Origin of the sequence: Arthrobacter stackebrandtii (assembly GCF_017876675.1) — a bacterium.
GTDB lineage: Bacteria > Actinomycetota > Actinomycetes > Actinomycetales > Micrococcaceae > Specibacter > Specibacter stackebrandtii.
The window spans coordinates 920,570-946,490 of record NZ_JAGIOI010000001.1 but is presented as its reverse complement, the minus strand read 5'-3'; the positions used below and the strand labels follow the sequence as shown (position 1 = coordinate 946,490).

Sequence of the window (25,921 nt, the reverse complement as noted above, 5' to 3'; positions counted from 1 at the left end):
ACATCAATGAACCACTCAGACGGCCTGATGCCGAGGCCATTATTCCATTTCACGCCGCAACGCAACTGGATGAATGACCCCAACGGGCTTGTCTACGACCGCGGTCTCTGGCATCTCTACTACCAGTACAACCCCGAGGGATCTGACTGGGGGAACATGAGCTGGGGCCACGCCACCAGCGCAGATTTGCAGCATTGGACCGAGCACTCCGTAGCGCTGCCCTATCGAGATAGGGAACAGATTTTTTCGGGCTCCATCGTGGCCAGCCAATCCGACGGCGGGCCCCTCCTTACTGCCTATTACACGAGTGCCTACGAAGACGAGCACCAAGCACAATCCAGGGCTACGAGCGTTGACGGCGGTTTCACTTGGGAGCTGGACCCGGAAAACCCTGTCTTGGACCGCGGGACCAGCGCATTTCGTGACCCCAAAGTGATCCAATGTGCAGATGGGGAAGGGAATAATCACTGGATCATGCTCACCGTTGAGGCAGACGACAGACAGGTGCTCTTCTACTCATCGACTGACCTGCGCACGTGGGAACACGAGAGTACGTTTGGTCCGCTCGGAGCGGACGGAGTTGTCTGGGAATGCCCGGATCTCATCCCTCTTCCCGTGGACGGAGACACTGGCAACATCCGCTGGGTGTTACTGATCAGCACCAACCCCGTCGGCGACAACCCCGATCCGAAGGGGTCCTCAATGAGCTATGTGATTGGGGACTTCGATGGGAGAACATTCACCGCAGACTCAAACGAACTGACCAGGCTTGACCATGGGCGGGACTTCTATGCAGGAGTGACCTTTGATAACGCTCCTGCCGGAGAAAAGATCATGCTCGGGTGGATGAGTAACTGGAGCTATGCCGGTGCCATCCCCACGGCTCCGTGGCGGGGAGCAATGTCGTTGCCCCGGCGGTTGTCACTGCGCACCAGTGCCGGCTCACCGCGTCTCATCCAACAACCGCCACAATTCGTCCAGGAATGGTTCTTATCCGCCGCTCCAGCAGCTGAGTGGCTCCTTGCGCAACCCTTTGAGGCAGTCCTGAGTGGCCATTCGTTTATGGAGCTTCGTTGGGATCCAAGCACAACCGGAACATTTCGAGTCACCCTTAACGGCGAAGCCGAAGCCAAAGTCGTCATTGAACACTCTCCCGAAACTGGCATCTTGAGCATCACCCGACAGGGCGACGCCGTGGCCGCTGTGCATCCCCACTTCCCAGCCACCTGCACCGTTGCCCTCGACTCCTCAGGGCCAGCACAACTCCTGTTAAGCCTTGACGGGCCGCTGCTTGAACTCTTCGTCAATGACGGCGAAATAAGCGCATCCAACCTAGTTGTCCTCGGAACGGGCCCAGTAACTGCTCGCCTTGAGAGCAGCCAGCCCGGCAGAATTTCGTCGCGAAGTTGTGACGTGCCCGAAACGCAGGCACCGGTACCCTCCGCCCAGCCTGTGCGGGCCACAGCCCTTCTCTGATCCACATGCACCTGTACTGCAACTGCCAAAATGACCCTGGCGGGCACTCCCACGCGCCCGCCAGATTTTGAAAGGAAGCAACTATGATCCCCGAAATCTCCCGCCGAACTGTCTTGCAAGGCGCAGGAACCGGTGCCCTCGCACTGTTGATGAGCGCAGGCCTGCCCACTGCCGCTCGGGCAGAAACCTCCCTCCGGGCCAAGTACCACATGACACCACCCTCAGGCTGGCTCTGTGACCCGCAACGACCAGTCACCACCAATGGCGCCTACCAACTTTATTACCTGCATTCTGGCCAGAACAACGGCCCAGGAGGTTGGGACCATGCCACCACCCTCGACGGTGTGTCCTTCACCCACCACGGCACCGTCATGCCGCTGGAACCGGACTTCCCGGTTTGGTCCGGGTGCGCAGTGGTCGACACCGCCAACACTGCCGACTACGGGGCCGGTGCAGTCATCGCCCTGGCCACGAAACCAACTGACGGTATCCGCAAGTACCAGGAGCAATACCTCTACTGGTCCACCGACGGCGGATTTACCTTCGCGGCCCTGCCCAACCCCGTGATTGTCAACACCGACGGGCGAACGGCAACAACTCCGGCGGAGATCGAAAACGCGGAGTGGTTTCGGGACCCCAAGATTCACTGGGACGGCGCACGCGATGAATGGGTGTGCGTCATTGGGCGGGCACGCTATGCAAGCTTCTACACCTCAAGCAACTTGCACGATTGGACCCTCAAGCTCAACTTCGACTACCCCAACCACGCACTTGGCGGCATTGAATGCCCCGACCTGTTCGAAATGACCGCTGGCGACGGTACCCGCCACTGGATCCTCGGAGCCAGCATGGACGCCTACAGCATTGGGTTGCCCATGACCTACGCCTACTGGATGGGAACGTGGGACGGGGAGCAGTTCACAGCCCAGGACCTCACCCCGCAGTGGCTGGACTGGGGCTGGGACTGGTATGCTGCCGTCACCTGGCCATCGAAGGACGCGCCTGAGACACGGCGCTTGGCCATCGCGTGGATGAACAACTGGAAGTACGCAGCTCGCGACGTACCCACGGACGCCAGTGACGGATACAACGGCCAGAATTCCATCACACGAGAGCTTCGCCTGGAACGCCAACCCGGCGGAGCGTACAGCTTGCTGAGCAGCCCGGTGGCATCCCTGGCCAACTACGCAGGGGCAACAACACCGATTCCTGGACAAAACGTCAACGGAAGCTTTGTCCTGCCGTACACCGGACGGGCATATGAGCTTGAACTGGACATCAGCTGGGACACCGCCACCAATGTTGGCGTCTCGGTGGGGAGGTCTGCCGACGGCACCCGCCACACCAACATTGGAAAATACGGCAACGAGATCTATGTTGACCGGGCCCCCTCAGACGTCAACGGATACAAACTCGCACCGTACTCCCGGGCATGTGCTCCGATCGATGCGAACGCCCGCTCAATGCATCTGAGAATCTTCGTGGACACCCAAAGCGTCGAAGTGTTCGTCAACGCCGGGCACACAGTGCTCTCCCAGCAAGTTCACTTTGCAGATGGCGACACCGGGATATCGTTCTACTCCGACGGCGGGACCGCGACGTTCAGCGGCATCACCATCCGGGAACTCGACGCGAGCAACTGAGATACCAGACACCATCCCCGGATGAATCAGTCCGGGGATGGTGCCTTCCACGCAATCCGTCACGAAAGGGCCTAAAAGTGGCCAGATACCAGCAGCAAGACAAAATCGGTGAACCCAGAGTTCTCGTCGTCGGCGAGACACTCACCGACATCTTGCACCAGCATGATGGCACCATCGAGGAGAGACCAGGGGGCAGCTGTGCCAACGTGGCCCTGACCCTTGGCCGGCTCGGCAGACGTCCGCAACTGCTGACCAGCTTGGGCGAGGACCAACGGGGCCTCGATGCCACGGCCTGGCTGCAGGCTTCCGGTGTCACAGTTCATGCGCAACGGACTGCACGCACGTCAACCGCAACTGCGAACCTCGATGCCGACGGTGCGGCTGACTATGAGTTCGACATCGACTGGAGCCTGGCCGTTGAGGAGGTTTGTGCGATTGACATGCTCCACGTCGGTTCAATTGCGGCAACCCTTCAGCCAGGCGCCGATGCAGTGACAGTTTTGGTGGACAACTGCCGCGACAAGGCCTTGATCACCTTCGACCCGAACATTCGCCCGAGTCTGGTGGAGAACCCCGACGAAACCCGGCAACGAGTGCTGTCGCTCGTGAACAAGGTCGACGTTGTGAAAGCCAGCGACGAAGACATCGCTTGGCTATATCCGGGCGAAGATATGGAATTGGTTGCGCACCGGTGGCTCGCGTCAGGGCCCGAGCTCGTCGTAATCACTTCGGGAGCCAACGGAGCGCTGGCAATGTCCCGCAGCGCCACAATCCGAGTACCCGCCGTACCCACAATCGTCGTCGACACAGTAGGCGCCGGCGACACCTTCATGGGCACCCTTATCGATGCATTGATCGCCAAGGGAGCGTTCGGCAGCCGCGTGAGCCAGGCAATTTCCTCGATGGGAAGCACAGAGATTTCCGAACTCATTGCTGATTGCGCCAGATCCGCAGCAATCACTGTCTCGCGACCTGGAGCAGACCCGCCGACACGAGCAGAACTTTTCGAGGAGACTTATCGTTCGTAGTTCCGGCAACTCGCATGTCCACCTTGTTGTTTCGCTCCGAATTCGAGAGTTCCCGGATGCCTGGATTCGTTTTGGTGAATGACCCCGGGAATGGTGTCGCCGTTTCAATAGCGTCGTCGTACGTGGTCAAAAGATCTGCTCCAAGGCCGCAACCATCCAGGACCAGTGCGCGGGTAACCCATTGGCGATTGCCCTAGTCGTATTTTGAAGTTGGTGACATGTCAGCCGACAGTGATAGATCAAGAGTAAAATGAAAAGCGAAGTATTGACGCCTGATTGACGTGGCTGAGGGCGTGCGTCAGTCGGGCAGGAGTTCTCACCACGTCATACAAAACTCATACTTTTGATGGCGCAACGACCACATTTTAGTATCTTGCATTGTTGCAAGCACACCAGTCAAGAACTAGTCAAAAGGGTCTTTTGGCAGGCATATTTTGCCGCTCGATCAGCAAGCGGGGGTCGTCGGTTCGAATCCAAGAACAGGGGCATCGCATGAGAAGTTTCTCCGCGAGACGTGAATAGTGGATGTGCAGGGTTGGACGACCGTTCCTGCGCTGGTCCTTGGAAGCCACTGGATTTAAGGTACGCCAATGGCAAAATGGCAACCATGTCTGTATCGCATGGGCTACGGGAACATCCATTAACCAAGACGCAGCCCATGTCGTCGCGTCACTGATCCGCCCTCCCCACTTCCGGGCATTTCGGACTGAAACAGCGAAGGCTGGACGTCCCACCGGACGTCCAGCCTTCGGCGTCAGCGAATGGGCTGCAGCAGCCACCGCTGGGAGTCGCCGGCGTTTTGCTCCTGCTGGAGCAACGCGCCGTCACCTGCGTCCATAGCCAGCCCGCTGAACTTGGACAGAATGTGGAAGCTGTCTTCCCCAGCTGGCAGGACGTGCCATCGGCGGCGACTGCTGCCGTCATCGGGGCCGGTGGATTTCGCTGGCTCGACCACCACAGGAACCCCGACCTGCCCGTTGCCGTTCTCCAGCACGAGCATGGTCTGGCTCTTGGGGTGCTCGATTGTGTAGGTGAAGTCGTCGGTTTCCTGGACGAGCCACGCCTGGCCGGGACGGCCGTTTGGCTTGCGCAGTCGCATGCCGCTTGCGCCGTCGATGGTCAGTGCCAGACCGCTGGCCGCGTTGACCAGCTGGCAGTGCTGCGATGGGGCCCTGTGCGCACCCGTGTAGTAGTAGCTGTGAACGTAGTCGATGTCATAGCTGGCCGGCAGGAACTCCGGGTTCGGCTGGCCCAAGTGGCCTTCCAGGCTGAGCACCTGGTGCCGCGACATCCGCACCAGGGACGGATGCGGCGCGGCGAGATCCCACGCGAGCTTCCGGTCGAAGTAGAAGCGCAGACGCCCATCGCGCCGCTCGATGCCATATGTGTGAAATTCCTGGCTAAGGTCAGCCTGGCCCGTTGGGAAATAGTTGCCGCCGAAGGCAACATGTCCATCCGCACCCCAGGTGTGGTTGGCCATCACCATCGAGTCAAAGGAGAAGGTTTCCTCCACATCGACCTCCGGGTGCGGGTCGGCCCCCTTGAGCAATTCGTCAACGTGGTCGTAGTTGGACGACTGCTGCCAAATTGCGGACAGGACGTTGGCCCGGCGGTCGAGCACCTTGGCCCGCACCTCAACGTAACTGCAGACGCCCGGCAGGTCGAAGTAGGACTCAACGGCGCCGAACCTGTATGTGGGTCCGCCGTCCTCTCCCACGGTGGCATGCAATTTAAGCAGCCCGTCTTCGAAGGCAACGTTGCCGTCTGTGAAGGTTCCGGCGCCCGACTTGGGGTACCAGAGGCCCCGGTTCCAGCGATCGCTGCTTGCGGGAGCCGTGAAGTCGTCGCTCAGCGACGGTATGAAGCTCCAGCCATGGTCCGGAGACCAGGTCGATCCGGCGGCCATTGCCTTGGGGCTGTTCGCCAACAGTGGTGCGAAAAGACCGAGTGCTGCCGCGCCGGCAAATAGGGTTCGGCGACCAAAACTGCGTTGTTCCATAGTGCTTTCCTCCAGATTCATGGGATGATCCGGACCCGCTGTCGACGGCAACGCCCTCAAAGTCCTTGAGCGGCAAATTCCATCAACAGCTTGGGTCCCATTGCTAAGTTGGGTTGAGAAAACATTCGGCCCCCTTCCGAATCCAGTGGGCCGGGCTTCCGGCGGCCCCCGGCATCGGGAGGCTGCTGATTGTGCAGGATTCGACATGCGGATCCTAGAGCGCCGTAAATCTCAGGACGACGGCGTGTTCCGGGTTGAGCACGGGCATTGGCAGGCCCACCTCGGCCAGGAAGCGCCCGTTGGCTTCGGCTCCGCCATCCAGCCAGGCCGGGGGACTGGTGTGAACGAACGTGCGGGCGTAGTCCGCGTCCCCGGGTGCGGGGAAGACGGCCTCCACCCGGTAGCTGCGGTCCGGATCCAGCCCCGGGATGGTGATGCGGCCGGGCTGCTCGGCGAATGAGGTTCCCGTGCTGACCAAGGCGAACAGCGCCGCCGTCGTGCCGCTTGCAGGGCCGGCTGTTCCCGTGGCGCCGGCCCCCGCAGCAACCACACCGTGCAGCATCAGGGAGGGGTCGGCGAGGTCCGCGCGGACCATCCGTCCGGAGTGGATCAGGCCGCGGTGCTCCTTGTAGAGGCCGATAAAGCGCTTGAGCTCCTCGCGCTCGGCACCGGCGATTTCCCTGACGTCCCACTCCATGCCGAAGTGCCCGAACAGGGCCGTGATGGCGCGGAAGGACAGGTCGTGGGTGCGGGCCGTGGTGTGCGAGGTGGTGGGGCCGACGTGCCCGCCCACCAGCTCCGGTGGAACCACCATCCCGGTCCAGCGCTGGATGGTCTGCCGTTCCAGGGCGTCGTTGCAGTCCGAGGCCCAGATGCGGTCGGTGCGCTCCAGGATCCCCAGGTCCACGCGTGCCCCGCCGGAGGAGCAGCTCTCAATCTCGACGCCGGGGTGGGCCTTTTTGAGTTCGTCGAACAGCCTGTAGGCGGCCAAGGTCTGCTGGTGGACCGAGGGCCGGCCCTGGTGGCCGTGCTCCAGCAGGTCCCGGTTCTGGTCCCACTTCAGGTAGCTGATGTTGTTTTCACGCAGCAGGGCGTCGATGCGGTCAAAGATGTACTGCCAGGCTTCCGGGTTGACCAGGTCCAGGATGTGCTGATTGCGCCACTCGAGCGCCAGCCGCCCGCCGTCCTTGGGCGACGCCGCTGACGGCCGCACGATCCAGTCTGGGTGGGCGCGTGCGATGTCCGAGTCGAGGTTGACCATTTCCGGCTCCACCCACAGCCCAAACTCCAGGCCACGCGACGTCACGGCGTCGATCAGCGGGGTGAGGCCCTCCGGCCACAGCGTCTCGTCCACATACCAGTCGCCCAGCCCGGCGGAGTCGTCGCGGCGCCCGCGGAACCATCCGTCGTCGAGCACAAAACGCTCGACGCCGAGCTCCGCGGCAGACTCGGCCAGCTCCACCAGGGTGTCCAGCTTGTGGTCGAAATACACGGCCTCCCAGGTGTTGAGCACCACCGGGCGCGGCTTTCCTGCAGCGGGCCCGCCGGACTCGGCGGCCGGCAGCACGTGGTGCGGCCGGGCGCGGAACCAGCTGTAGAAGGCCTCGCTGATGCCGTCCAGGCCGCGGTCCGAGTAGGCAGCGAACAGGGAAGGTGTGGTGTAGCTGGCGCCGGGCGCCAGGACCACCTCGGCCGGGCCCAGAAGCTCGGAACCGCCAATCATGGTGCGGCCGTCCGCCACGTTGTCCACGAACTGTTCGTGGTTGCCGCTCCAGGCCAGGTGTGTGGCCCAGACCTTGCCGTGCCGGTTGCCGAAGCCGGGCGTCCCCGCAGCGAGAAGCAGTGAGGAATCGTGCCCGGTGCGCCCGTGCCGGCCGGTGCGGACCCAGGTGCCCTGCTGGATGGTGCGGCGCTGCGGGTGGCGTTCCCGGCACCAGCGCCCGGTCAGGTCAAGAATTTCGACGGCGTCCGGCGCCACCGGGAGCATGGTTGCCAGTTCGTCGAGCTGGAACGGCGTGGCGCCGTCATTGGTGGCCGTGTGCCGCAGCTCCAGGAGTCCGCCCGCGTGCAGGGTGAGGTGCGAGGCCACGGTGATCCCAGCCTCTGGATCGGACTGCGTGATGGCGGCCGTGGTGCCGTCCGCGGTGGCGCCCACCACCCGCAGGCGGAGGGAGAAGTCGAGGCCGGGCACGCCGTCGGAGATCCGGTGGCCGCGAAGGCCCGGGCGGCCCCGCCATGCCGAAGAGCCTTGGGGAAGGATCCCGGCCGGGACTGTGGCGTCGATGGTGGAGTTCGGGATCGCCTCGCTGAGGATGGCCAGGTCCGGGAGGGTGCTGCCCAGATCTGAGCCCCAATGGATGACCTCGGCCTCTCCGCTGCTGAAACTTATCACCAGGCTGCTGCCGGCGGAACGTAGGTGGAGGGGGCGCATGTGGCGCTCGCTTTCAGAAAAAGGTGGTTCGTGGGAAAAGGGGCGGTCCGGGCGCCGCTGCCGAGGGGCGCACAGCACCCGGACCTGTCAGTTGTTCCCCGCGGGGAACCAGGCCTACTCCGTGAAGAGGGCGTTGACCTGCTCATTGGCGTCCGTCAGCGAACTGGCCGGGGACTTGCCGGAAAGCACCGCGTCCATGGCCGGGGTCATGATGCCAGCAATCTTGGCGGCGTTGTCCGTGATCGGGCCCGTGAAGGTGGTCTTGTCCTTCACCTGCTGGGTAAAGGCGCTCACGTCCACGTTCTTGGCCTTGAAGGCTTCAGCTGCCTTGTCGGAGGAGGTGGTGATGGCCGGGAACACGATTGCCTTGGAGGCCACGACGTCCTGGCAGTCGGTGGAGGCGAGGTACTCGACCCACTTGATGGCGGCGTCCTTCTTCTTGGTTCCGGCCCAAATGGAATCGGCCAGGCCGTTGAACATGGAGGCGCGCTCGCCGTCGGGGCCCTGGGGCGTGGGGGCGATGCCGAGGTCGATGCCCTCGTAGCCGGTGTACTGGCCGATCATCCAGGAACCGTGGCTGTTGATGGCAGCCTTCCCTGCACCGAAGTTGTCGGCAACGTCGGCGCCCACGGTGGTCTCGAGCTTGGGCATGTAGCCCTTCGCGACGAGCGAGGCCCACCAGTCGATGGTGGCCTGGAGGTTCGGATCGTCGTAGTTGAAGTGGGTTCCCCACGGGTTTTTGTCCGTGGCGGTCCAGCCGGTGGTGGCGGACAGATAGCTCCACTGGGTCTGGCCGGCGCTGTCGGCGTCGGAGCCCTTCAGGCCCAGGCCGTAGACGGCAACATTGTTCTTGTCGAAGCCTGCCTCGTCCCCGCGCTTGCCGTTCTTGTCCACGGTGAGCCGGGCGATGATCTTCTCGTAACTTCCGCCATCCTGTGGGTTCCAGTCCAGGGAGCCCATCTGTTCCGCGGTGATGCCGGCATCGGCGGCCATCTTCTTGTTGTAGAACAGCGCAACAGTGTCCCAGTCCTTGGGCAGGCCGTAGCGTTTGCCGTCCGGGCCCACCCAGAGGTCGGCGAGGCCTTCGTTGTACTGCGTCAGGTCCACCGAGTCCTTGGTGACGGCGTCGTCAAGGGCCAGCAGCTGATTGGTCTTGAGGAAGTCCGGGTACTTGGACAGATGATCGGTGAAGACATCCGGTGCGGTGCCGGAGGCCATGCCGTTGTTGATCCTGGACCAGTAGTCATCCCAGCCGGTCTGGGTGATCTTGACGGTAATGTCCGGGTTGGCCTTGGTGAAGTCCGCGGCGCACTGCTGGTAGGCGGGCAGCTGGTTGGCGTCCCAGAGCCAGTAGTCGAGCTCGCCTGTGGCTGAATTGCCTCCGGCGCTTCCTCCCGAGCAGGCCGACAGGGCGAGAGCGGCGGCGGCGACGGCGGTGAATGCCTTCTTGTTCATGATGGTTGGTCCTTTCAATGCGGAAAATGGATGCGGGCCGGGCTTCTGCCGGTTCCGCGGCTGGGCGGTGGAGAAAACTATTTGGTGCCGTTGAAGCCGATGGAGTTGACGATCCGCTTGCCGAAGATGGCGAAGAGAATCAGCACGGGCGTGGCGGAGACCAGGGTGGCGGCCATCAGCCCGGACCAGTCAGGCGCGCCTTGCGGGGACTGGGATTTGAATACCCCCAGCCCCACGGTGAGCACCCGGGATTCCTCGGTGGTGCCCACGAGCAGCGGCCAGAAGTACTCGTTCCACTGCCCCATGAAGGTCAGCAGTGCGAGGGTGGCGATCGGGGCGGCGGCATTGGGCATGACGATCTGGAAGAAGATCCGCCAGTGTTTGGCGCCGTCGAGCATGGCCGCTTCTTCAACTTCCCGGGACATGTTCAAAAAGAACTGGCGCATGAAGAAGATCGCGAACGGGGTCATGAACAGGTAGGGCAGCACGAGTCCGAGCATGGAGTTCAGCAAGCCCAGGTTCTTGATGAGCAGGAAGTTGGGCAGGGCGGTAAAGATCGGCGGGACGAGCATGGTGGCCAGGAACAGGGAGAAGACCGCGTCGCGGCCTTTCCACCGCAGCCGGGAGAAGGCGTAGGCCGCCATCGAGCTGCAGAATACGGCGCAGGCGGTGGTGATTGTGGAAAAGACCAGCGAGTTCCACAGGTATTGCCAGAAGTTGATCGAGGCCCCGGAGCCGCCTTCCGCGATGGCTTCGGCGGGGCTCTGGAGGCCAAACACCCGCTTGAACGCGCCCAGGTTGAAGTCGGCCGGCAGCAGGTTGGCTGAGTTCGCGGCGAGGGAGCCGTTCGTGGACAGCGCCGTGCGCAGGACCCAGTAGAAGGGCAGGATGCTCACGGCGACAGCCAGGGCAAGCAGTGCCAAGGCAATGCCGCGGCGCCAGTTGAAGGCACGACGGCGGGAGCCGGACTTGGGGGAGGCAAGAGTGCTCATGGGGTGTCCTTAGTCCAGGTCCGACTGGTTGCCGCGGAGGAATTTGATTTGGATGAATGCCACGATGGCGAGGATGAGGAAGAGGATGACGGCCATGGCTGACCCATAGCCGAAGTCCTGTTCGGTGAAGGCCCGCTGGTAGATGTAGAACTGCAGCACACGGGTGGCGTTGACGGGCCCGCCGGCGGTAGTGACCGCGACAGTGTCGAAGACCTGGAGGGATCCGATCACCGTCACCACCAGGACCAGCACCAGCACGGGGCGCAGCAGCGGCAGGGTGATCCGCATGAACGTGCTGACGGCCTTGGAACCGTCAATGCTGGCGGCCTCGTAGACGCTGTTCGGGATGGCTTGCAAACCGGCGAAGATCAGCAGTGCCGTGTAGCCCATGTGGCGCCAGGTGTTGATCAGTGCCTGGGTGGGGATGGCCCACTGTTCGTTGCCGAAGAAGGCCACGCGGGGCAGCCCCATCCATTCGATGATCTGGTTGACGATGCCGATCTGGTAGTCAAGCATCCAGAACCACAGCAGGGCCGCGATGACGTTGGCCATCAGGTAGGGCATCAGGAGCGCTCCCCGGACGAGCGTGGACTTTGCCACCCGGTGCATGAGGATGGCCAGGCCCAGGGCCAGCGCCGTCTGGAGGACGATGTTGATCACCACGTATTCGGAGGTGACGCCCAAGGCGTTCCAGAACAGCGGATCCTTGGCGATGCGTTCATAGTTCCTGGTGCCGATCCATTCCGGGTCGCCCAGGATGCTGTACTCGGTGAAGCTCAGGTAGATTCCCCGGACGGTGGGCACGACGTAGAAGAAGATGAAGCCGATCATGGCCGGAGCGATGAAGAAGAGGGCGATCTTGAGGTCGCCCAGCCGGCGGTAGCCGCCGCGGGGGCTCGGCGGGCCCGTTTGTGGCCGCTCGGCTCGTACGTGTTTGGCAAGGGTGGTCATCGTCGCCCCTTTCCTGGACTGTGATGTGGAAGACAACGATGATCAAGTTACACGAGTAGAAAAGGTGTGGCAACAGCTTAATTAATTCCTTTGAATCCAGTGATTGGTACAGTTTTCGACAAATTGACTCGAGTAGATTGTGATGGCAGGATGGGACTGTTGAAGGTGGCCTTCCCGGCTGCTCTTCACTGAGGTGAAAGGAGAGCCCGGCTAGCATGGACAGCATGACCACTCCGGCGACCCATACGCCCCGCGGCCCGACGACTCGCAACGACGTTGCCAGGTACGCCGGTGTCAGCACCGCCGTCGTCAGCTACGTGGTCAATGGCGGGCCAAAGAAGGTGGCACCAGCCACCGAAGCGAAGGTTCAGGATGCGATCCGCGTCCTCGGCTACCGCCCCAATGCGGCCGCGCGCGCACTGAAGCTTGGCTCCAGCGAGACCATCGGACTGGTCATCCCGGACAACAGCAACCCTTTCTTCTCCCTCCTTGCACATGCAGTGGAGGACGCGGCGGCCGAGCGGGGCTATGCCCTGGTGCTGACCAACTCCGACGGGAACCTCGCCAAGGAACGCCGCAGCGTACGGAACCTGGCGGCCCGCCAGGTGGACGGCGTGCTCCTGGCCAGCGTCCTGTTCGATCCGGACCTTGAAGACCTTGAAAAGGCCAACATCCCCTGGGTGCTGCTCAACCAGGACCACAAAATTGCAGGGGTCAACGGTGTCGGTGTGGATCTCGCGGCCGGTGCGCAGGCTGCCGTGCAGCACCTCATTGGGCACGGGCACACGAGTATTGGCCTGGTCATGGGTACCAACGTTGGCAACGACGTTGATGACCGTGAACTGGGCTGGCTCCGGGCACTTGAGGAGGCCGGGCTTGCGGAAGGGCCCATCGCGCGCAGTTCCTTCACCCGGTCAGGCGGCTATGAAGCTGGAAAGCGGCTCCTGGCCGCGGCGACCCGGCCAACGGCCATCTTCGCCAGCTCCGACATGCAGGCTGTCGGCATTCTCCGCGCCCTCCACGAAGCGGGGGTCGCCGTTCCGGGCGACATCGCCTTGGCGTCCTTCGATGGCTCCGCCGAATCCGAATACACGTGGCCGGCGCTGACCACCGTGGAACAGCCAGTGCGGGAGATGGCCGAAGCCGCGGTTGAGGGCATCCTGAAGGCGCGCCGCAAGGGGGAGCCGCAGCAGCGGATCTTTCCCACAACGCTCCGTGTCCGGCAGTCGTGCGGCTGCCCCGGCGTGTTTGCCTGACCCCGGCTCAATAAGAATTGCCGCGCGCCGCAGATTTGCCTGTCACGCCCCGCTAGGACAAGGGACCATCGGTATTGGCGGGCAATTCAGCCGGGGCATCACGTTGAGCCCAAGCTTCATCCGTGAGTGATATTTCCCTGGCCATGTCGTCAAGGAACCGGATGACCACATCGCGTTCCTCCGTGGTGAGCCGTCCGGCCGCATGGAATCGTTTGGCGTGCTGGCGCCCCACGGTGTCCATGGCTGCCTGGCGGGTTTCGGGTGTGATGGAAATGGCCAGGGCGCGGCGGTCGCTGGGGTGGGGGAGCGGGTGATGTGGCCCGCCTTCTCCAGCCGGTCCAGCAGCTTGGTGGTGGACGCCGTCGAAATTTTGAGGTGGCCGGCAATGGCGCCGGGGGTGGCAACGGCGCCGGTGTTGGCTGCGACGATCAGGTAGTGCAGTGCCCGCATGTCAGTTTGGTTCAGCTTCATGTACTTCAGCGATGCGTCGGAGAGCTGTTGCTCAGCGGTGCGCAGCCTGCCAAGCGCCGCCATGAGCTCCCCGATGTGCGCAATGTCCGATTTGGACATGGCGGACCGGTCCACCAGCTGGCTTTGCGGGTCCACGGCATCCACGTCGTAGAGACTGCCCGGCAACGGTGTGGGGGTTGCCTCGGTACTTGCCATGAGAATAATTCTACCGACCGGCGAATATATGCAGCGATGAATCTTGCGTGCCGATTTATTTGCTAGCTAAGCTAGAGGAAATTTCAGTCTGTACCGGAGATGAGCACATGACCAAGACGCGGCAGCCCACCCAGACCGTAAGCGGGACCGATGCGCCCCCTCATAAGCCTGCCAAGTGGTTGCGGATCCTGCTGCCGGCGCTGGTCATCATTGTCTGGCTCGTCGGCGGCGCCATTGGCGGCCCGTACTTTGGCAAGGTCAGCGAGGTGTCCTCCAATGACCAGACCACGTACCTTCCTGAATCGGCCGACGCCACCCAAGTGCAAAGGATGCTCAGCGACTTCCGTGAATCGGATGACATTCGGGCAGTCGTGGTGGTTGCCGCGCCGGACCCGCTGACCGGCGCCGAGCTTGAGGCCGTCAGCCAGGGAATCGCCGATCTGGCGGAGATCCCCGGTGTCACTGCCGGAATCTCCCCGGCCATCCCTTCCGAGGACGGACGCGCGGTGCAGGCGTTTGTGCCGATTGAATCCAGCGCTGACCTGACCGAGGCCGTCGAGGCCATCAGCACCTCCCTGCGCAATTCCATGCCCGACGGCGCATCGGCATACGTTACCGGCCCTGCCGGATTTACCGCCGACCTGGTCAACGGTTTCGCCGGCATTGACGGCATTCTCCTGGCGGTGGCCCTGCTGGCGGTTTTTGTCATTCTGGTCCTGGTCTACCGCTCCCTGCTGCTGCCCGTGGCGGTCCTGGCCACCAGCCTCTTTGCCCTCTGTGTGGCGCTGCTGAGCGTGTGGTGGCTGGCGAAGGCCGGCGTGCTCATGCTCAACGGACAAACCCAGGGCATCCTGTTCATCCTGGTCATCGGCGCCGCCACGGACTACTCCCTCCTCTATGTCTCCCGCTTCCGGGAGGAGTTGCGCGTGACCACTGACAAGTGGACGGCCAGCAGGCAGGCGGTGCGCAAGTCGGTGGAGCCCATCGCAGCCTCCGGTGGCACCGTCATTGCCGGACTCCTGTGCCTGCTCCTCAGCGACCTGAAGTCGAACAGTTCCCTGGGGCCGGTGGCCTCCATCGGCATTGTTTTCGCAATGCTCTCGGCCCTGACCCTGCTGCCCGCCCTGCTTTTCGCCTTCGGCCGCAATGCCTTCTGGCCTCGGCTCCCCGCCTATGAACCCGATGTCGTCGCCGCGGAGCACGGCCTGCACACCACCGGAATCTGGGGCAGGCTGGCCGGCGCCATCAAGCGCCGGCCCCGCACCATCTGGCTGGTGACGACGGGCATCCTGCTGGTGGGGGCTTTCGGTGCCACGTCCCTGAACGCCAGCGGCGTCCCGCAGTCCGAGCTGGTCTTGGGTGCCTCGGAGGCCCGCGACGGGCAAGCAGTGCTCGGCGAGCACTTCCCCGGCGGCAGCGGCAGCCCCGTCCTGGTGGTTGTCCCCGAGGCCGAGCTGCAAAGCGCAGCCGATGCGCTCCTGGCCCAGCCGGGCATCAACTCGGTCTCCGTCAGGAGCGCCGATTCCGCCAGCGGTTCGGCCCCCGTCACCGCCGAAGGGATTTTACCCGCAGGCCCGCCCGGCACCCCGGTGCCCCTGCCCACAGTGGCGGACGGGAACATCATGCTGGAGGGAACGCTCGAGGAGGCGGCAGACTCAGGGGCCGCGGCCGACGTCGTCCGTGGGATCAGGGCAAGCCTGCCGGAGGCACTGGTGGGTGGGGTCACCGCCACCGCCATCGACACCAATGACGCCTCCATCCACGACCGCAACCTCATCATCCCCACCGTCCTGGCGGTCATCCTGGCGATTTTGATGTTGCTGCTGCGCTCGGTGCTAGCCCCGGTGCTGCTGGTGCTGACCACCGTGCTCTCGTTCGGGACCGCACTGGGCGTGGCGGCGTTCATGTTCAACCACGTGTTCAAGTTCCCCGGCGCCGACCCGGCCGTGCCGCTCTATGGCTTCATCTTCCTGGTGGCGCTGGGCATTGACTACAACATCTTCCTCATGACCCGCGTGCGGGAGGAATCGCTGCAGCACGGCACGCGCCCGGGCGTCATCCGCGGCCTGGTCATCACCGGCGGGGTCATCACCTCCGCCGGGCTGGTGCTCGCCGCCACGTTCTCGGCGCTGGCCGTGATTCCGATCCTGTTCCTGGTGCAGATCGCGTTTATCGTGGCGTTCGGGGTGCTGCTGGATACGTTTGTGGTGCGCTCGCTGCTGGTGCCGGCGCTGGCGTACGACCTGGGCCGGACGATCTGGTGGCCGTCGCGGCTGTCGCGGACAGGGGGATCTGACGACGGCGAAATGGGGGATGTTGCCGGCACGGCGGCCGCGGGGGAGAGCGGCAGCCTGCCGCGGGAGGACCGGGACGCCGCGGCGCCGGGCGGGACAACGGCCTAGGGAATGACCGGGATCTCCACCGTTGCCGGGCGCTCCGGCGTCCACAGGATGGTGGCCGTGCCCACCCGTTGGCTGGCTGCATCGCGCCGCGGCCCGTTCACGCCTGGCAGCCAGGTCCCACCGACCCCGGCAATAATGGAAACCAACCGCCCGCCGTCGAAAGGCTGTCCATGAGCCACCTCAGATTCCACACCAGTGAATGCGCGCCCGGCCTGTTCCTTGTGGAAGGGCCGGCGTCGAACTGGGTCATTGCCCGCGAGGGACGGCGCTTCACCCTGGTGGATGCCGGCTACCCGGGCGACCTGCCGCTGCTGCTGGAATCCATCACCGGTCTGGGCCTGGACCCGGCCGATGCCGCCGCGCTGCTCATCACCCACGCCCACACCGACCACACCGGCGCTGCCGCTCACCTTGCCAACAACTACGGCACCCCCGTCTACTCCGCAGCAGCCGAACGTCCCAGCCTTTTGGGAAGCGAAAAGCACCAGGTGGGGTTTGCCCAGGTGCTGCCCAAGATGTGGCGGCCGCGCGTCTTTCGCTGGTCGCTGCATGCGATCCGTGCAGGCGGGCTGCAGGAGAATGACATTGCCCAGGCCGCCGTGGCCGACGACGGCACCCTCGCCGCGCTGCCCGGCTCTCCCGTGCCTGTTGACACGCCGGGGCACACTCCCGGCCACCGTGCCTACTATTTCCCGCAGGCCAGGGTGCTGGCCAGCGGTGATGCTCTCATCGGCGGGCACATGATCAGCACCGTGGCCGGCCCGCAAATGCTGCACCCCATGTTCCACCACGACGTGCCCGGCGCCCATGCGGCGCTTCAGCGTTTCGCGGGCCTTGAGGTGGATGTGGTGCTGCCAGGGCACGGCCCCGCCTTTGCCGGACCGCTGGAAGGAATCATCGCCCGCCTGGGCGGATGAGGCCGGCACTCGGTGGCCCGGTGCGGCGGCGCCGCGCCGGGCCCGCTGCTGTTCCGTGCCGCGGGCCATCGTGAGGGGACAAGGCGGCGGCGTACGGCGCCAGCTTGGTCGTGGTCGATCCCGCGCTGCTGCCGCTGGTAAGCCGCCGCGCCATGGCGGTGCCCATAGGGGCGGGGCGTTCGCCCTGGCCGCCTGCTCCTGCGGCGCCGGTTACTGCCCCACCTGGGTTGCGTGCAGCTGGGCGTACCTCCCCGACACGGCCAGGAGTTCCTCGTGCGTGCCAATCTCCACGATCCGTCCGTGCTCGAGCACTACAATGCGGTCGGCCTGGCGGATCGTGGAGAGCCGGTGGGCAACAACCAGGGTGGTGCGGCCCTGCATCAGCCGGTTGAGCGCATCCTTGACCAGGTGTTCGGACTCGGGGTCCAACGCGCTCGTCGCCTCGTCCAGGAGCAGGATCCGCGGGTCGCGGACCAGGGCGCGGGCAATGGCCAGACGCTGGCGCTGCCCGCCCGAGAGCCGGGCGCCGCGTTCGCCAACCGTGGTGTCCCAGCCCTCGGGCAGCCCCTCGACGAAATCGAGCACGTTGGCATCCCGCAGTGCGGTGCGGATGCGTTCATCGTCCAGGTGGGGGAGGCCGTAGGCGATGTTGTCGCGGATGGTCCCCTCGAGCAGGACCGACTCCTGCGGCACCACGGAGACGAAGCGGCGGGCGGTGCGCAGGTCAAGGAGCTGCATGTCCACGCCGTCCAGCAGGATCTTCCCGCGCGTGGGGCGCACAAAGCCGAGCACCAGGTTCAGCAGGGTGGACTTGCCGGAGCCGGAGGAGCCGACGAAGGCAACGGTTTCGCCGGCCCGGATGTCGAGGTTGATGTTGTGGATGGAGTCGGTCTCGGCGTCGGAATACCGCTGGCTCACGGCGTCGAGGCACAGGTTGCCCACCACCTTGGAAACAGGCAGCTTGCCCTCGTTCTGCTCCAGGTCGGGCTCCTGCAGCACCTCGGCAATGGACCGCACCGATTCCAGCCCGCGCGCACCCACCGGGATCAGCATCAGCAGCTGGGTCAGCCCCTGCGTCAGCAGCGCGAAGTACGTGGACAGCAGCACCACCTGCCCAGGTGAGATGGGCAGCAGCCCGCTGATGGAAAACACTGCGGCCAGCACCAGGCATCCCACGCCGAGCAACTGCATCGTGACCCAGGAAATTGAGGCAACATGGCCGTTGAGCATGTCCAGGTGCAGACCGGCGCGCCGGACGCCGTCGGCGCTGGTTGAAACACGCGTCACGGCGGTCTCCTCCAGCCCGTGCGCGCGCGTCACCGGGATGAGCGAGGCCATTTCGCCCACCCGCGCCGAAAAGCCCTCGACCTCGAGCCGGAACCGCTCGTTGCGGTGCCGCGAGCGGTTGCGCATTCCGTAGCGGATGCCGATCGCAATCGGAACGGTCAGCGCATACACGGGCAGGAATTGCGGCACGGCCACGGCCGTCATGGTGATGGCGCCTGTCATCACCATGACCGACGAGAGCAGCGGATGCGTCACCTGCTGCAGCATCATCTCCACATTCTCCACATCGCGCACCACCTTGGTCTGCACAATCGAGGAGTTCATGCGCGTGTGGTAGCCGATCGACAGGCTCTGCAGCCGCGCCGCCAGCACGTTGCGCAGCTCGGATCCGGTGTCGCGCACCACCGTCATGAAATTGCGCGTGTAGATGATGTGGTTCGGATAGTTCTGCAGCAGCAGGACCGCCGCCGCCAGGCTCCACCACAGCACCGACTCCACCGGCCCGCCCACGGTGACAATGTCAATGATTGCCGCGGTGATCACCGGCAGGAACCAGACCGGAACCTCCTTCACCGCAAACGCGAGCACGGCGGCAATGATCCGTCCGGGGCGCCGCAGCAGGAGCCGGATGACTGAACGAATGGGGTGGTTTCCGTCGACCACAACAACCGACTTGGGAAGCGCTTTCCGAGGCATGCTGAAAACTATAGCAAGGCTGCTGCCGCATTGGTTCCGCGCCGTCTTCCCCTGCAACTTTTCAAGACCACGCCCGACGGCGGCTGCCCCGCCCGGGTGCCCCGCGGTCCGGTCCGCGGCAGCGTCCCCGGCGCACTGGTTCCACGCGGCAGGCGACCTTCACTGCGAAAGGCTCCTGCCGCCGTCGTACTTGTTTTGGATGTTGGCAGGCAGCGCAGCAGGCGCCGCAGCCCGAACGGCGCGGCACCTGCTGTGTTGAGAATGCGGGAGCGGTTAGTGTGCCCCGACGGTGATGGCGATTTCGTTCGGGACAACGTCCATTTTCTTTGAGGCGGTGACCTTGCCGGTGGTGAGGTCCACTGCATGAATGGTGTTGGCCGCGGGTTCGGTGACATAGGCGGTGTTGCCGTTGACCGTGATGGCGGGGTGGGCGTCCTGCCACTCGGCGGGGCCCTCCCAGCCCGCAATTACGGGGAATTCACTGACGATCTTTCCGTCGTGGGGATCCATCACGTGGATGGAGCCGTTCGTGGAGAGAATGTAGGCGAGGTCTTCAGGGCCCCGGGCCACGCCCCGGAAGGTGTACCGGATGCTGCCGGCAAGCTCAACCACGTTGTAGCTGTGCTGCTCGGTGTCGATGAGGGCCACGGAGTTGAGCAGGTAGCCTTCGGCGTCGGGATCATTCTTGTAGTCGCCAACCACGATGGGGCTGGTCTCAGAGACAAAGGCGTTGCCCATCCGGCCGTACTTGTCCGGTGCGGTGAACTTGTGGAACCTGCCGTGGTGGTACATCAGTGCACCGTTCTCGCAGCCGAACACCACGGCCTCATTGGCGGCGGTGCCTTCACCGTGGATCCCGGGGCAGTCCCTGCCCTCCGTGAATGAGTGCCAATGGTCCTCATGCGCCTCCAAGGCGATGGCTCCGGAACGCGACGTTTCATCACCCACGGTGCTCAGCAGCGTTCCATCCTCCAGCACGATGGACACGCCATGGTGGGCCGCATCCGCCGCATGCGTCCGTGTCCCGGGCAGTGCGCCGCTGATGTTGGCCAGGTCGGCAGTCTTGAAGATGGTGGTGGTGCCCGTTCCATCGTCGAAGAGGACCGTATTGCCTGCGTGCCAGACCACGTGGCCGGGCGCCGCAGCATCCACCACCAGATCGGTGAGTTTGGGTTCGGCCATGTCGAGCAGCTGGAAGCCCTCCGACGTGGTCACGAAGACGTGCCGGCCGTCTCCGGCCGCGTTGAGCCTGGTGAACTCCTCTGAATCAAACGTCTTCACAACCTCCAGGGTCGTGCCGTCAAGGACGCTGACGCCGCCCTCGAAGGAAACTGCAATGCGTCCGTGTGCGTCAGTGGCAGTGCTCGAGGCGCCGGACGCCGGGGCAGTTGAACCGGCCGTGCCGGATGCGGTGCCGCAGGCAGAGGCCATCAGTACGATCCCTGCCAGAACGGCGGTGGCTGCCAGGCGGGAATTTCTTGGGTGGAGCATGTGGTGGTTCCTCATTTTCATTGTTGGGTTTAAGCACAGTTGTGCTGCGTGATCAGGGGGAAAGCCCCAGGACGATTCGTTGGGTGTTGGTGCGCATCATGTCCAGGTAAGTGGGTGCCCCGCCCCCGGGGCCGGTCAGCGATTCCGTGAACAATTCGCTGACCTGCACGTCGACGCCGGCCTCCTTGGCGAGGGCTTGGACCAGGCGGTCGGGCTGGGAAGATTCGGCAAAGATGGTGGGGACGCCGGCGCCGGTGATCGCTTCGCTGAGTTGGCGCAGGTCCGCCGCGCTGGGAGCCGCGAGCGTGGTTCCCCCGGGTATGACGGCCCCGATCAGCCGAAAATCGAACCTTTTCGCCAGGTACCCAAAAACGTGGTGGTTGGTGACCAAGGCGCGGCGTTCCCGGGGGAGTGCCGCAAATGCCGTGGTCATCTCGGTGTCGAGCTCGGTGAGCTGGTCCCGGTAGGCGGACGCACTGGCGGCCAGCAATCCCGCATCGATCCCCTCGATCCGGCCCGCGGCGGCCTCGATGGCGTTGACGACCTCGAGCATGGCGGCCGGATCGGTCCAAAAGTGGGGGTCCGGCGCGCCTTCCGCGTCCCCCGCACTGTAGGGCACGACGTCGACCATCTCACCTGCGACCAGCAGGGGAGCGCCCGCGGCGGCGGCCCGCTCCAGATGGCGGGCCAGCCCTTCCTCCAGGCCCAGCCCGCTCGAAACCAGCAGGTCCGCACGGCCCATCAAGGCCGCCTGTTGGGCGGAAACATCGAAGGAGTGCGGATCGGCTCCGGGGCCCATGAGCGTGGTCACGGTGGCCTGGCCGCCCAGGACCTGACCAACCACATCCCCCAGGATGTTCGTGGTGACCACCACCTGCGGGCCCTGCGGCGGCGCCTGTTGCGAGCACCCCGACACAAGCAGCGCCGCCACCGCGGCAACGAGCGCGCGCACTGGGCGCCTCACCGGCCGGTCTCCACGAGGTGCACAGGCTGCGTCGGCAACGTGAGGGTGCGGGCAATGCGGGCGCCGTCGGCGTAGGCAATCTCAAACACCACGCCCTCTGCCGGTGCATTGACGTAGGCGCGCTCGCCGTCAACGGCCAGTTCCACCTTCCCGAGCATTTCCGGGTCGGCCAGGGTTGCGGGCATCAGCGGCGCGGTCGAGGAAATGCGCTCCTTGGTCTTGCCGTCATAGACCTGGACTGTGCCGTCGGCGCCGACGGCAACGACGTGTCCGGCGGCGTCGTCCACCGCGGCGGCGGCGAGCACTGGCGTGGAGGTGGGAAGCCAGCTCCACGCGGCCTCGCGTGCATTGAGCAGCCACACCCCGGCATCCTTGCCCAGGCCGGCCACCGTGGGCCGGCCCTTGCGGGCGTCGAACGACGTTGCCGGGGCGGGTGCCCCGTCTGGATAAGGGACGTGTTTGAGCACGGGCTTGGTGCCATCGCCGGTGGCGATCACCGCGCCATCGGCGCATCCGATCACGAGCCCCGCCCGGGTGGTGATGGTGCCCGCGGCGGCGGGGCAATCCGCCGTCGTCAGTTCCCTGCCTTCGGCATCAATGGCGCGCAGGCGTGCGGGGGCGCCGTTTCCATCCGCTTCGGTGACGACCGCGCCATCACCCAGCGGTGCGATGATGCCGGCATGCGGGGCAACATCCAGGCGGAGGGTCTCGGAGATTGTTCCGTCCGAAAGCGCCGAATTCTCAACCAGGACAGCGGTGCCGGAAGCCGGGAAAAACATGCCCGTGGTGCCGCTGGTGGAGAGCGGGCCGGTGGAGACAGCAGCCGTGCCCTCCCCGGCAACGGTGCCGAGGCTGGTGGGTTTGGTGCGGTAGTAGTGGGAGTGGTCTCCGTGATCCCAGGTCCACACGCCGCTGTCAAGGATCTCCACCCCGTTGGTGTGGGCCGCGAAAACATAGCGCCCGTCGCTGGCGACATTCACCGGAGGTGCCACGGAACCGAGCCGGGACTCGGTGCCGTCCAGGAGGTCCAGCATGGAGGCCTGGCCCGCGGCGTCGATGGCCACCAGGTGGAGCTGTGGTTCGGCGAGCTCGGCAACCCCTGCGATGGCGCCGTGCCCGGATGCGGCAGATTCTTGCCCGCCGGGTTGCGTGGCGGGTGCACTGCTGCATCCCGTGACGGCAAGCAAAATGAGGGCGGCCAGTATGGGGTGTGGTGTTCGGATGGTCATGGCTGCTTTCCAGAAGGTGGAACGGTAACGGGCAGGGGCATGCGTTCTTCGATGGTTTGTTGGAGGGTGGTTGCCGCCTGGCGTCCGCGCACTGCGGTGAGGGCTTTTGCGGCGTTGGAAAGTCCGGCAAGTGCGATGGCGGACGCGGCAATTGACGCCCCTGCCGCCGTGCCGGCGTACCAGGAGCAGAGCAGGCCCAGCCCGGCGGCGAGAATGCCGAACGCGGATGCGACCGCCATGCGTGCGGGGATGCGCGATGTCCACGGGGTGGCTGCGACGGCCGGGGCGAGGAGCATCCCCACCACCAGCAGCGATCCGACCGCCTGAAACGAGGCGACCACAGCCAGCGTGACCAGGCCCACCAGGGCCAGCTGTGCTGCTTGGGGCCGCAGTCCCAGGGTGGCGGCGATGCGGGTGTCAAATGCCGCGGCAACGAAGCTGCGGTGCAGGACCGCAGCAAGGATGGTTGTCACCACCGCGGCGCACAGCAGGGCGACCAAGTCGCCGCCGGTTATGGCCAGGATGTCGCCGAAAAGCATGGCTGTCGCGTCGGTGGCAAAGGACTGCGAGTGCGAGACGATGATGACGCCGAGGGACAGCATGGCAACAAACAGCAGGCCGATGCTTGTGTCATGGGACAACCGGCCGCGCCGCTGCAGTGCGCTGATCAGGGCACTCATGACGATGGCGCTCGCCGCAGCGCCCACGATTGCGGGAGCCCCGGCCATGGTGGCCAGGGCAACGCCCGGGAGCATGCCGTGGCCAATCGCCTCGCCGAGGAACGCCATGCCGCGGACAACAACCCAGGTCCCCACGACGCCGCAGATGATCGCAACGAGGGCGCCGCCCAACAGGGCGCGCAGCAGGAAGTCCGCCGAGAAGGGGTCTGTGAGCCAATGCATGTGATCACATTAATGATAATGAGAACGATTATCAAATGGGGTTAGGATGAGGTGTGAATTCTTCTGACCATGCCCTGCGCGGGCGAAACCTGTCCTTCAGTTTTGGCGCCGTTCCCGTCCTCTGGAATCTCGATGTTGACCTGCGATGGGGAACGGTGACTGCGATTGCCGGGCCCAATGGTGCCGGCAAGTCGACCCTCATCGAAATCCTGGCCGGTGTCCGCAGGGCGCTGGCGGGCACCGTGGAGCGGGGCGGTGAGGTGGCGCTGGTGGTCCAGCGGGCCACCGTGCCGGATGCGCTGCCCCTTACCGTCCGGGACGTGGCCATGATGGGCACTTGGGGTTCACCGGCGGCCCCTTCCGGGAGAGTCGGTGCCAGGGAGCGGCGGTTCCGGGTGGCGGAAGCCCTGGACCGCGTCCAGCTTGCCGATCTTGCCGATGCGCCCTTTGGCAGCCTTTCCGGGGGCCAGCGCCAGCGGGCGCTGCTCGCGCAGGGATTGGCCCGCCGGGCGGGCATTTTCCTCCTGGATGAACCTGCGGCCGGGCTCGATGCCGAGAGCCGGGAGCGGACCAGCTCCATGCTCGCCGAGGAAGCACGCCGCGGCGCGGCGGTGGCTTGCGTCAGCCACGACGAGGACTCCATTGCCGCCGCCACGTCGGTGATCAGGCTGGAGGGCGGGCGCCGGGTTGGCTAGCGCGCCGGCCGGGCAGCCTGGTGGTTTGATCTCGAATGGCGCCCTCCCGGCCGAGCAAGGGTGAAAGCTCGGGCACCAAACGTGGAACAGCCCACCGACTCAGGATGTTTGGCACATAATGGAAAGGCCTGCAGCATGGAGAGTCCTCCCTGAAATCAATTTCTCTGGTGGGGCAGGCCGAGCCCCACAAGTCCACCGGCACGTGCATCCACAGCACGGTTGGCCAATGCACTCCGCAGTTTCAGGACGGGCGCCGACCTGGCTGCGATACGGGCAGCTCCCCATCCTTGCGTGGTGCCTCCGGGCTCCAGTTCATTGCAGGTGTTGCGTTGATTTGCCGCCAGTTTGTGGCAGGTTGAAGGTAGCGGATCGTTCAGGAGCGCTTTAGGGCCCGGTGTCGAAGGCTGCCGGCCGGCGCACGGGGGAATGCTGCCGTCGTACTTGTTTTGGGTGTGGACCTGCAGCGCTGACGTGGCTACTTCTTGCCCTTCTTGTCGTCGACCATGCCGCCGAGCAGGCCCCCGATGGCACCGCCGAGGACGCCGCCGGCGGGGCCGCCGATCAGGGAACCGATGCCGGCGCCGATTCCGGCAAGGCTTTGGCCGTAGCTGACGCGGGCGATGCTGACGGTGGTTGAGCCGTCGTCGCCCTCGGAGACTTCAAAGGAACCCAGGGCGGCGGAGGCGACTACCAGTGCCACGGGGCTGGTTCCCTCGGTGGCGAGCATTTTGGCATAGACGTCGCGGGTTTCAAAGTAGGCCTTCCGGGCGTCCCCCTTGGGCTCGCCGGCGTCGAAGCCCAGCTTGTACAAGTCCAGCAGGGTGGCGGCCTCCTTGCCGGTCACGAGCCCGGCGGCCGTGAGCCTGCCGAGGATCGCCATGTGCTCGGCGACGTAGTCCCCCTTGTTCTCGGCCATGATGCGGCGGGACTCCTGGCGGAGTGCGTGCATCATGTCCGGCAGGCCGACGATCATTGCTGGTGCGTGTTCCATTGTGTCCTCCTGAGCAGTGTTGCGCATATCACACTACGCCGGAGTGTGCCACCGGAACAGGTTTTTTGTTCAAGCACTTTCGCCGGCCGGCGCTCCAGCCGGCGCCGCCGAAAATGGGGGTGCCGGGTGGGTGGTGCAAGGGGGCCGGCAGTGGGATTCTGTGTAGTGGGGGACCGGCGCGGGACCCCGGGAAGCAGTTGGTGCGAAGACCCGCCCGCCGCCGGCAGACAACCCGAAAACAGTAGGCCGAGGAGGATGCGGTGAGCAGCCAGGAACCATCGGAATTGCCGGAAATCCACGAGGGCGGCTACGGCGCGCCCATGGTGGAGGATGAGATCCCGCCGGAAGGGGCGGCGGCCCCGCCGGAGGACGGCGGGGAGGAAGCGGAAGGCGGCAGCGCCTGAAAAATCCGACGGCGGCACTCGCCCCTCAAGCAAAGGGCGGGTGCCG

Annotated in this window: 21 protein-coding genes; 8 read left to right on the top strand and 13 right to left on the bottom strand. The window is 64.8% G+C overall.

What is annotated here, in order from left to right:
- Nucleotides 1–6 precede the first annotated feature (6 nt).
- From JOF48_RS03960 to JOF48_RS03950, 3 genes are all read left to right on the top strand, one after another.
- On the top strand, nucleotides 7–1,476 hold the full coding sequence (locus JOF48_RS03960) for a glycoside hydrolase family 32 protein (protein WP_209677509.1): 1,470 nt from the start codon (nucleotides 7–9) through the stop codon (nucleotides 1,474–1,476).
- Nucleotides 1,477–1,559: 83 nt separating this feature from the next.
- Nucleotides 1,560–3,119: a glycoside hydrolase family 32 protein gene (locus JOF48_RS03955; protein WP_209677507.1), complete on the top strand. Its 1,560-nt coding sequence runs from the start codon at nucleotides 1,560–1,562 to the stop codon at nucleotides 3,117–3,119.
- Nucleotides 3,120–3,196: 77 nt separating this feature from the next.
- Entirely contained in the window at nucleotides 3,197–4,147 is a 951-nt protein-coding gene (locus JOF48_RS03950) for a carbohydrate kinase family protein (protein WP_209677504.1), read from the top strand.
- Between the two features lie 754 nt (nucleotides 4,148–4,901).
- Here the strand turns inward: JOF48_RS03950 and JOF48_RS03945 are convergent.
- The 5 genes from JOF48_RS03945 to JOF48_RS03925 all read right to left on the bottom strand — a co-directional run bounded on the left by JOF48_RS03945 (nucleotide 4,902) and on the right by JOF48_RS03925 (nucleotide 11,975).
- A complete protein-coding gene (locus JOF48_RS03945) occupies nucleotides 4,902–6,146 on the bottom strand; it encodes an RICIN domain-containing protein (protein ID WP_209677502.1) in 1,245 nt (414 codons plus the stop codon).
- A gap of 214 nt (nucleotides 6,147–6,360) precedes the next feature.
- Nucleotides 6,361–8,577 carry an alpha-galactosidase gene (locus JOF48_RS03940; protein ID WP_209677500.1) on the bottom strand — a complete coding sequence of 739 codons (2,217 nt, stop codon included), beginning with the start codon at nucleotides 8,575–8,577 and terminating at the stop codon, nucleotides 6,361–6,363.
- Between the two features lie 114 nt (nucleotides 8,578–8,691).
- Nucleotides 8,692–10,032 carry an ABC transporter substrate-binding protein gene (locus JOF48_RS03935; RefSeq protein WP_209677498.1) on the bottom strand — a complete coding sequence of 447 codons (1,341 nt, stop codon included), beginning with the start codon at nucleotides 10,030–10,032 and terminating at the stop codon, nucleotides 8,692–8,694.
- A gap of 77 nt (nucleotides 10,033–10,109) precedes the next feature.
- Complete coding sequence (locus JOF48_RS03930) at nucleotides 10,110–11,024, bottom strand: carbohydrate ABC transporter permease (RefSeq protein WP_209677497.1); 915 nt, start codon at nucleotides 11,022–11,024, stop codon at nucleotides 10,110–10,112.
- A gap of 9 nt (nucleotides 11,025–11,033) precedes the next feature.
- Complete coding sequence (locus JOF48_RS03925; RefSeq protein ID WP_209677495.1) at nucleotides 11,034–11,975, bottom strand: carbohydrate ABC transporter permease; 942 nt, start codon at nucleotides 11,973–11,975, stop codon at nucleotides 11,034–11,036.
- A 224-nt stretch (nucleotides 11,976–12,199) separates the two neighbouring features.
- Between JOF48_RS03925 and JOF48_RS03920 the strand changes: the two genes are divergently transcribed.
- A complete protein-coding gene (locus JOF48_RS03920; RefSeq protein WP_209677493.1) occupies nucleotides 12,200–13,231 on the top strand; it encodes a LacI family DNA-binding transcriptional regulator in 1,032 nt (343 codons plus the stop codon).
- Between the two features lie 42 nt (nucleotides 13,232–13,273).
- On the opposite strand, the gene JOF48_RS03915 is transcribed toward JOF48_RS03920, so the two are convergent.
- Nucleotides 13,274–13,897 carry a MarR family winged helix-turn-helix transcriptional regulator gene (locus JOF48_RS03915; protein WP_425353704.1) on the bottom strand — a complete coding sequence of 208 codons (624 nt, stop codon included), beginning with the start codon at nucleotides 13,895–13,897 and terminating at the stop codon, nucleotides 13,274–13,276.
- A 107-nt stretch (nucleotides 13,898–14,004) separates the two neighbouring features.
- Between JOF48_RS03915 and JOF48_RS03910 the strand changes: the two genes are divergently transcribed.
- Nucleotides 14,005–16,299: an MMPL family transporter gene (locus tag JOF48_RS03910; RefSeq protein WP_209677491.1), complete on the top strand. Its 2,295-nt coding sequence runs from the start codon at nucleotides 14,005–14,007 to the stop codon at nucleotides 16,297–16,299.
- Here the strand turns inward: JOF48_RS03910 and JOF48_RS03905 are convergent.
- Nucleotides 16,296–16,478 (bottom strand): hypothetical protein, encoded by a 183-nt coding sequence (locus JOF48_RS03905; protein ID WP_209677489.1) that lies wholly within the window; start codon nucleotides 16,476–16,478, stop codon nucleotides 16,296–16,298. The two genes, JOF48_RS03910 and JOF48_RS03905, sit on opposite strands and share 4 nt — an antisense overlap.
- Here JOF48_RS03905 and JOF48_RS03900 point away from each other — a divergent pair.
- Nucleotides 16,470–17,216, top strand: a complete 747-nt coding sequence (locus tag JOF48_RS03900; RefSeq protein ID WP_209677486.1) for an MBL fold metallo-hydrolase — start codon at nucleotides 16,470–16,472, stop codon at nucleotides 17,214–17,216. The two genes, JOF48_RS03905 and JOF48_RS03900, sit on opposite strands and share 9 nt — an antisense overlap.
- Nucleotides 17,217–17,426: 210 nt before the next feature.
- Here the strand turns inward: JOF48_RS03900 and JOF48_RS03895 are convergent, their stop codons facing one another.
- The 5 genes from JOF48_RS03895 to aztB all read right to left on the bottom strand — a co-directional run bounded on the left by JOF48_RS03895 (nucleotide 17,427) and on the right by aztB (nucleotide 23,785).
- A complete protein-coding gene (locus tag JOF48_RS03895) occupies nucleotides 17,427–19,199 on the bottom strand; it encodes an ABC transporter ATP-binding protein (RefSeq protein WP_209677484.1) in 1,773 nt (590 codons plus the stop codon).
- 273 nt (nucleotides 19,200–19,472) lie between these two features.
- Nucleotides 19,473–20,705: a zinc metallochaperone AztD gene (gene aztD / locus JOF48_RS03890; protein ID WP_209684103.1), complete on the bottom strand. Its 1,233-nt coding sequence runs from the start codon at nucleotides 20,703–20,705 to the stop codon at nucleotides 19,473–19,475.
- Between the two features lie 37 nt (nucleotides 20,706–20,742).
- On the bottom strand, nucleotides 20,743–21,642 hold the full coding sequence (gene aztC, locus JOF48_RS03885) for a zinc ABC transporter substrate-binding protein AztC (RefSeq protein ID WP_425353703.1): 900 nt from the start codon (nucleotides 21,640–21,642) through the stop codon (nucleotides 20,743–20,745).
- 8 nt (nucleotides 21,643–21,650) lie between these two features.
- Entirely contained in the window at nucleotides 21,651–22,883 is a 1,233-nt protein-coding gene (locus tag JOF48_RS03880) for an ABC transporter (RefSeq protein ID WP_209677480.1), read from the bottom strand.
- Nucleotides 22,880–23,785: a zinc ABC transporter permease AztB gene (gene aztB, locus JOF48_RS03875; RefSeq protein ID WP_209677478.1), complete on the bottom strand. Its 906-nt coding sequence runs from the start codon at nucleotides 23,783–23,785 to the stop codon at nucleotides 22,880–22,882. The genes JOF48_RS03880 and aztB overlap by 4 nt, the downstream gene beginning before the upstream one ends.
- A gap of 53 nt (nucleotides 23,786–23,838) precedes the next feature.
- Here aztB and JOF48_RS03870 point away from each other — a divergent pair, with 53 nt between their 5' ends.
- On the top strand, nucleotides 23,839–24,480 hold the full coding sequence (locus JOF48_RS03870; RefSeq protein ID WP_209677476.1) for a metal ABC transporter ATP-binding protein: 642 nt from the start codon (nucleotides 23,839–23,841) through the stop codon (nucleotides 24,478–24,480).
- Between the two features lie 475 nt (nucleotides 24,481–24,955).
- Here the strand turns inward: JOF48_RS03870 and JOF48_RS03865 are convergent, their stop codons facing one another.
- Entirely contained in the window at nucleotides 24,956–25,471 is a 516-nt protein-coding gene (locus tag JOF48_RS03865; protein WP_209677474.1) for a hypothetical protein, read from the bottom strand.
- A gap of 260 nt (nucleotides 25,472–25,731) precedes the next feature.
- Between JOF48_RS03865 and JOF48_RS03860 the strand changes: the two genes are divergently transcribed.
- Complete coding sequence (locus JOF48_RS03860; RefSeq protein WP_209677473.1) at nucleotides 25,732–25,875, top strand: hypothetical protein; 144 nt, start codon at nucleotides 25,732–25,734, stop codon at nucleotides 25,873–25,875.
- Nucleotides 25,876–25,921 lie beyond the last annotated feature (46 nt).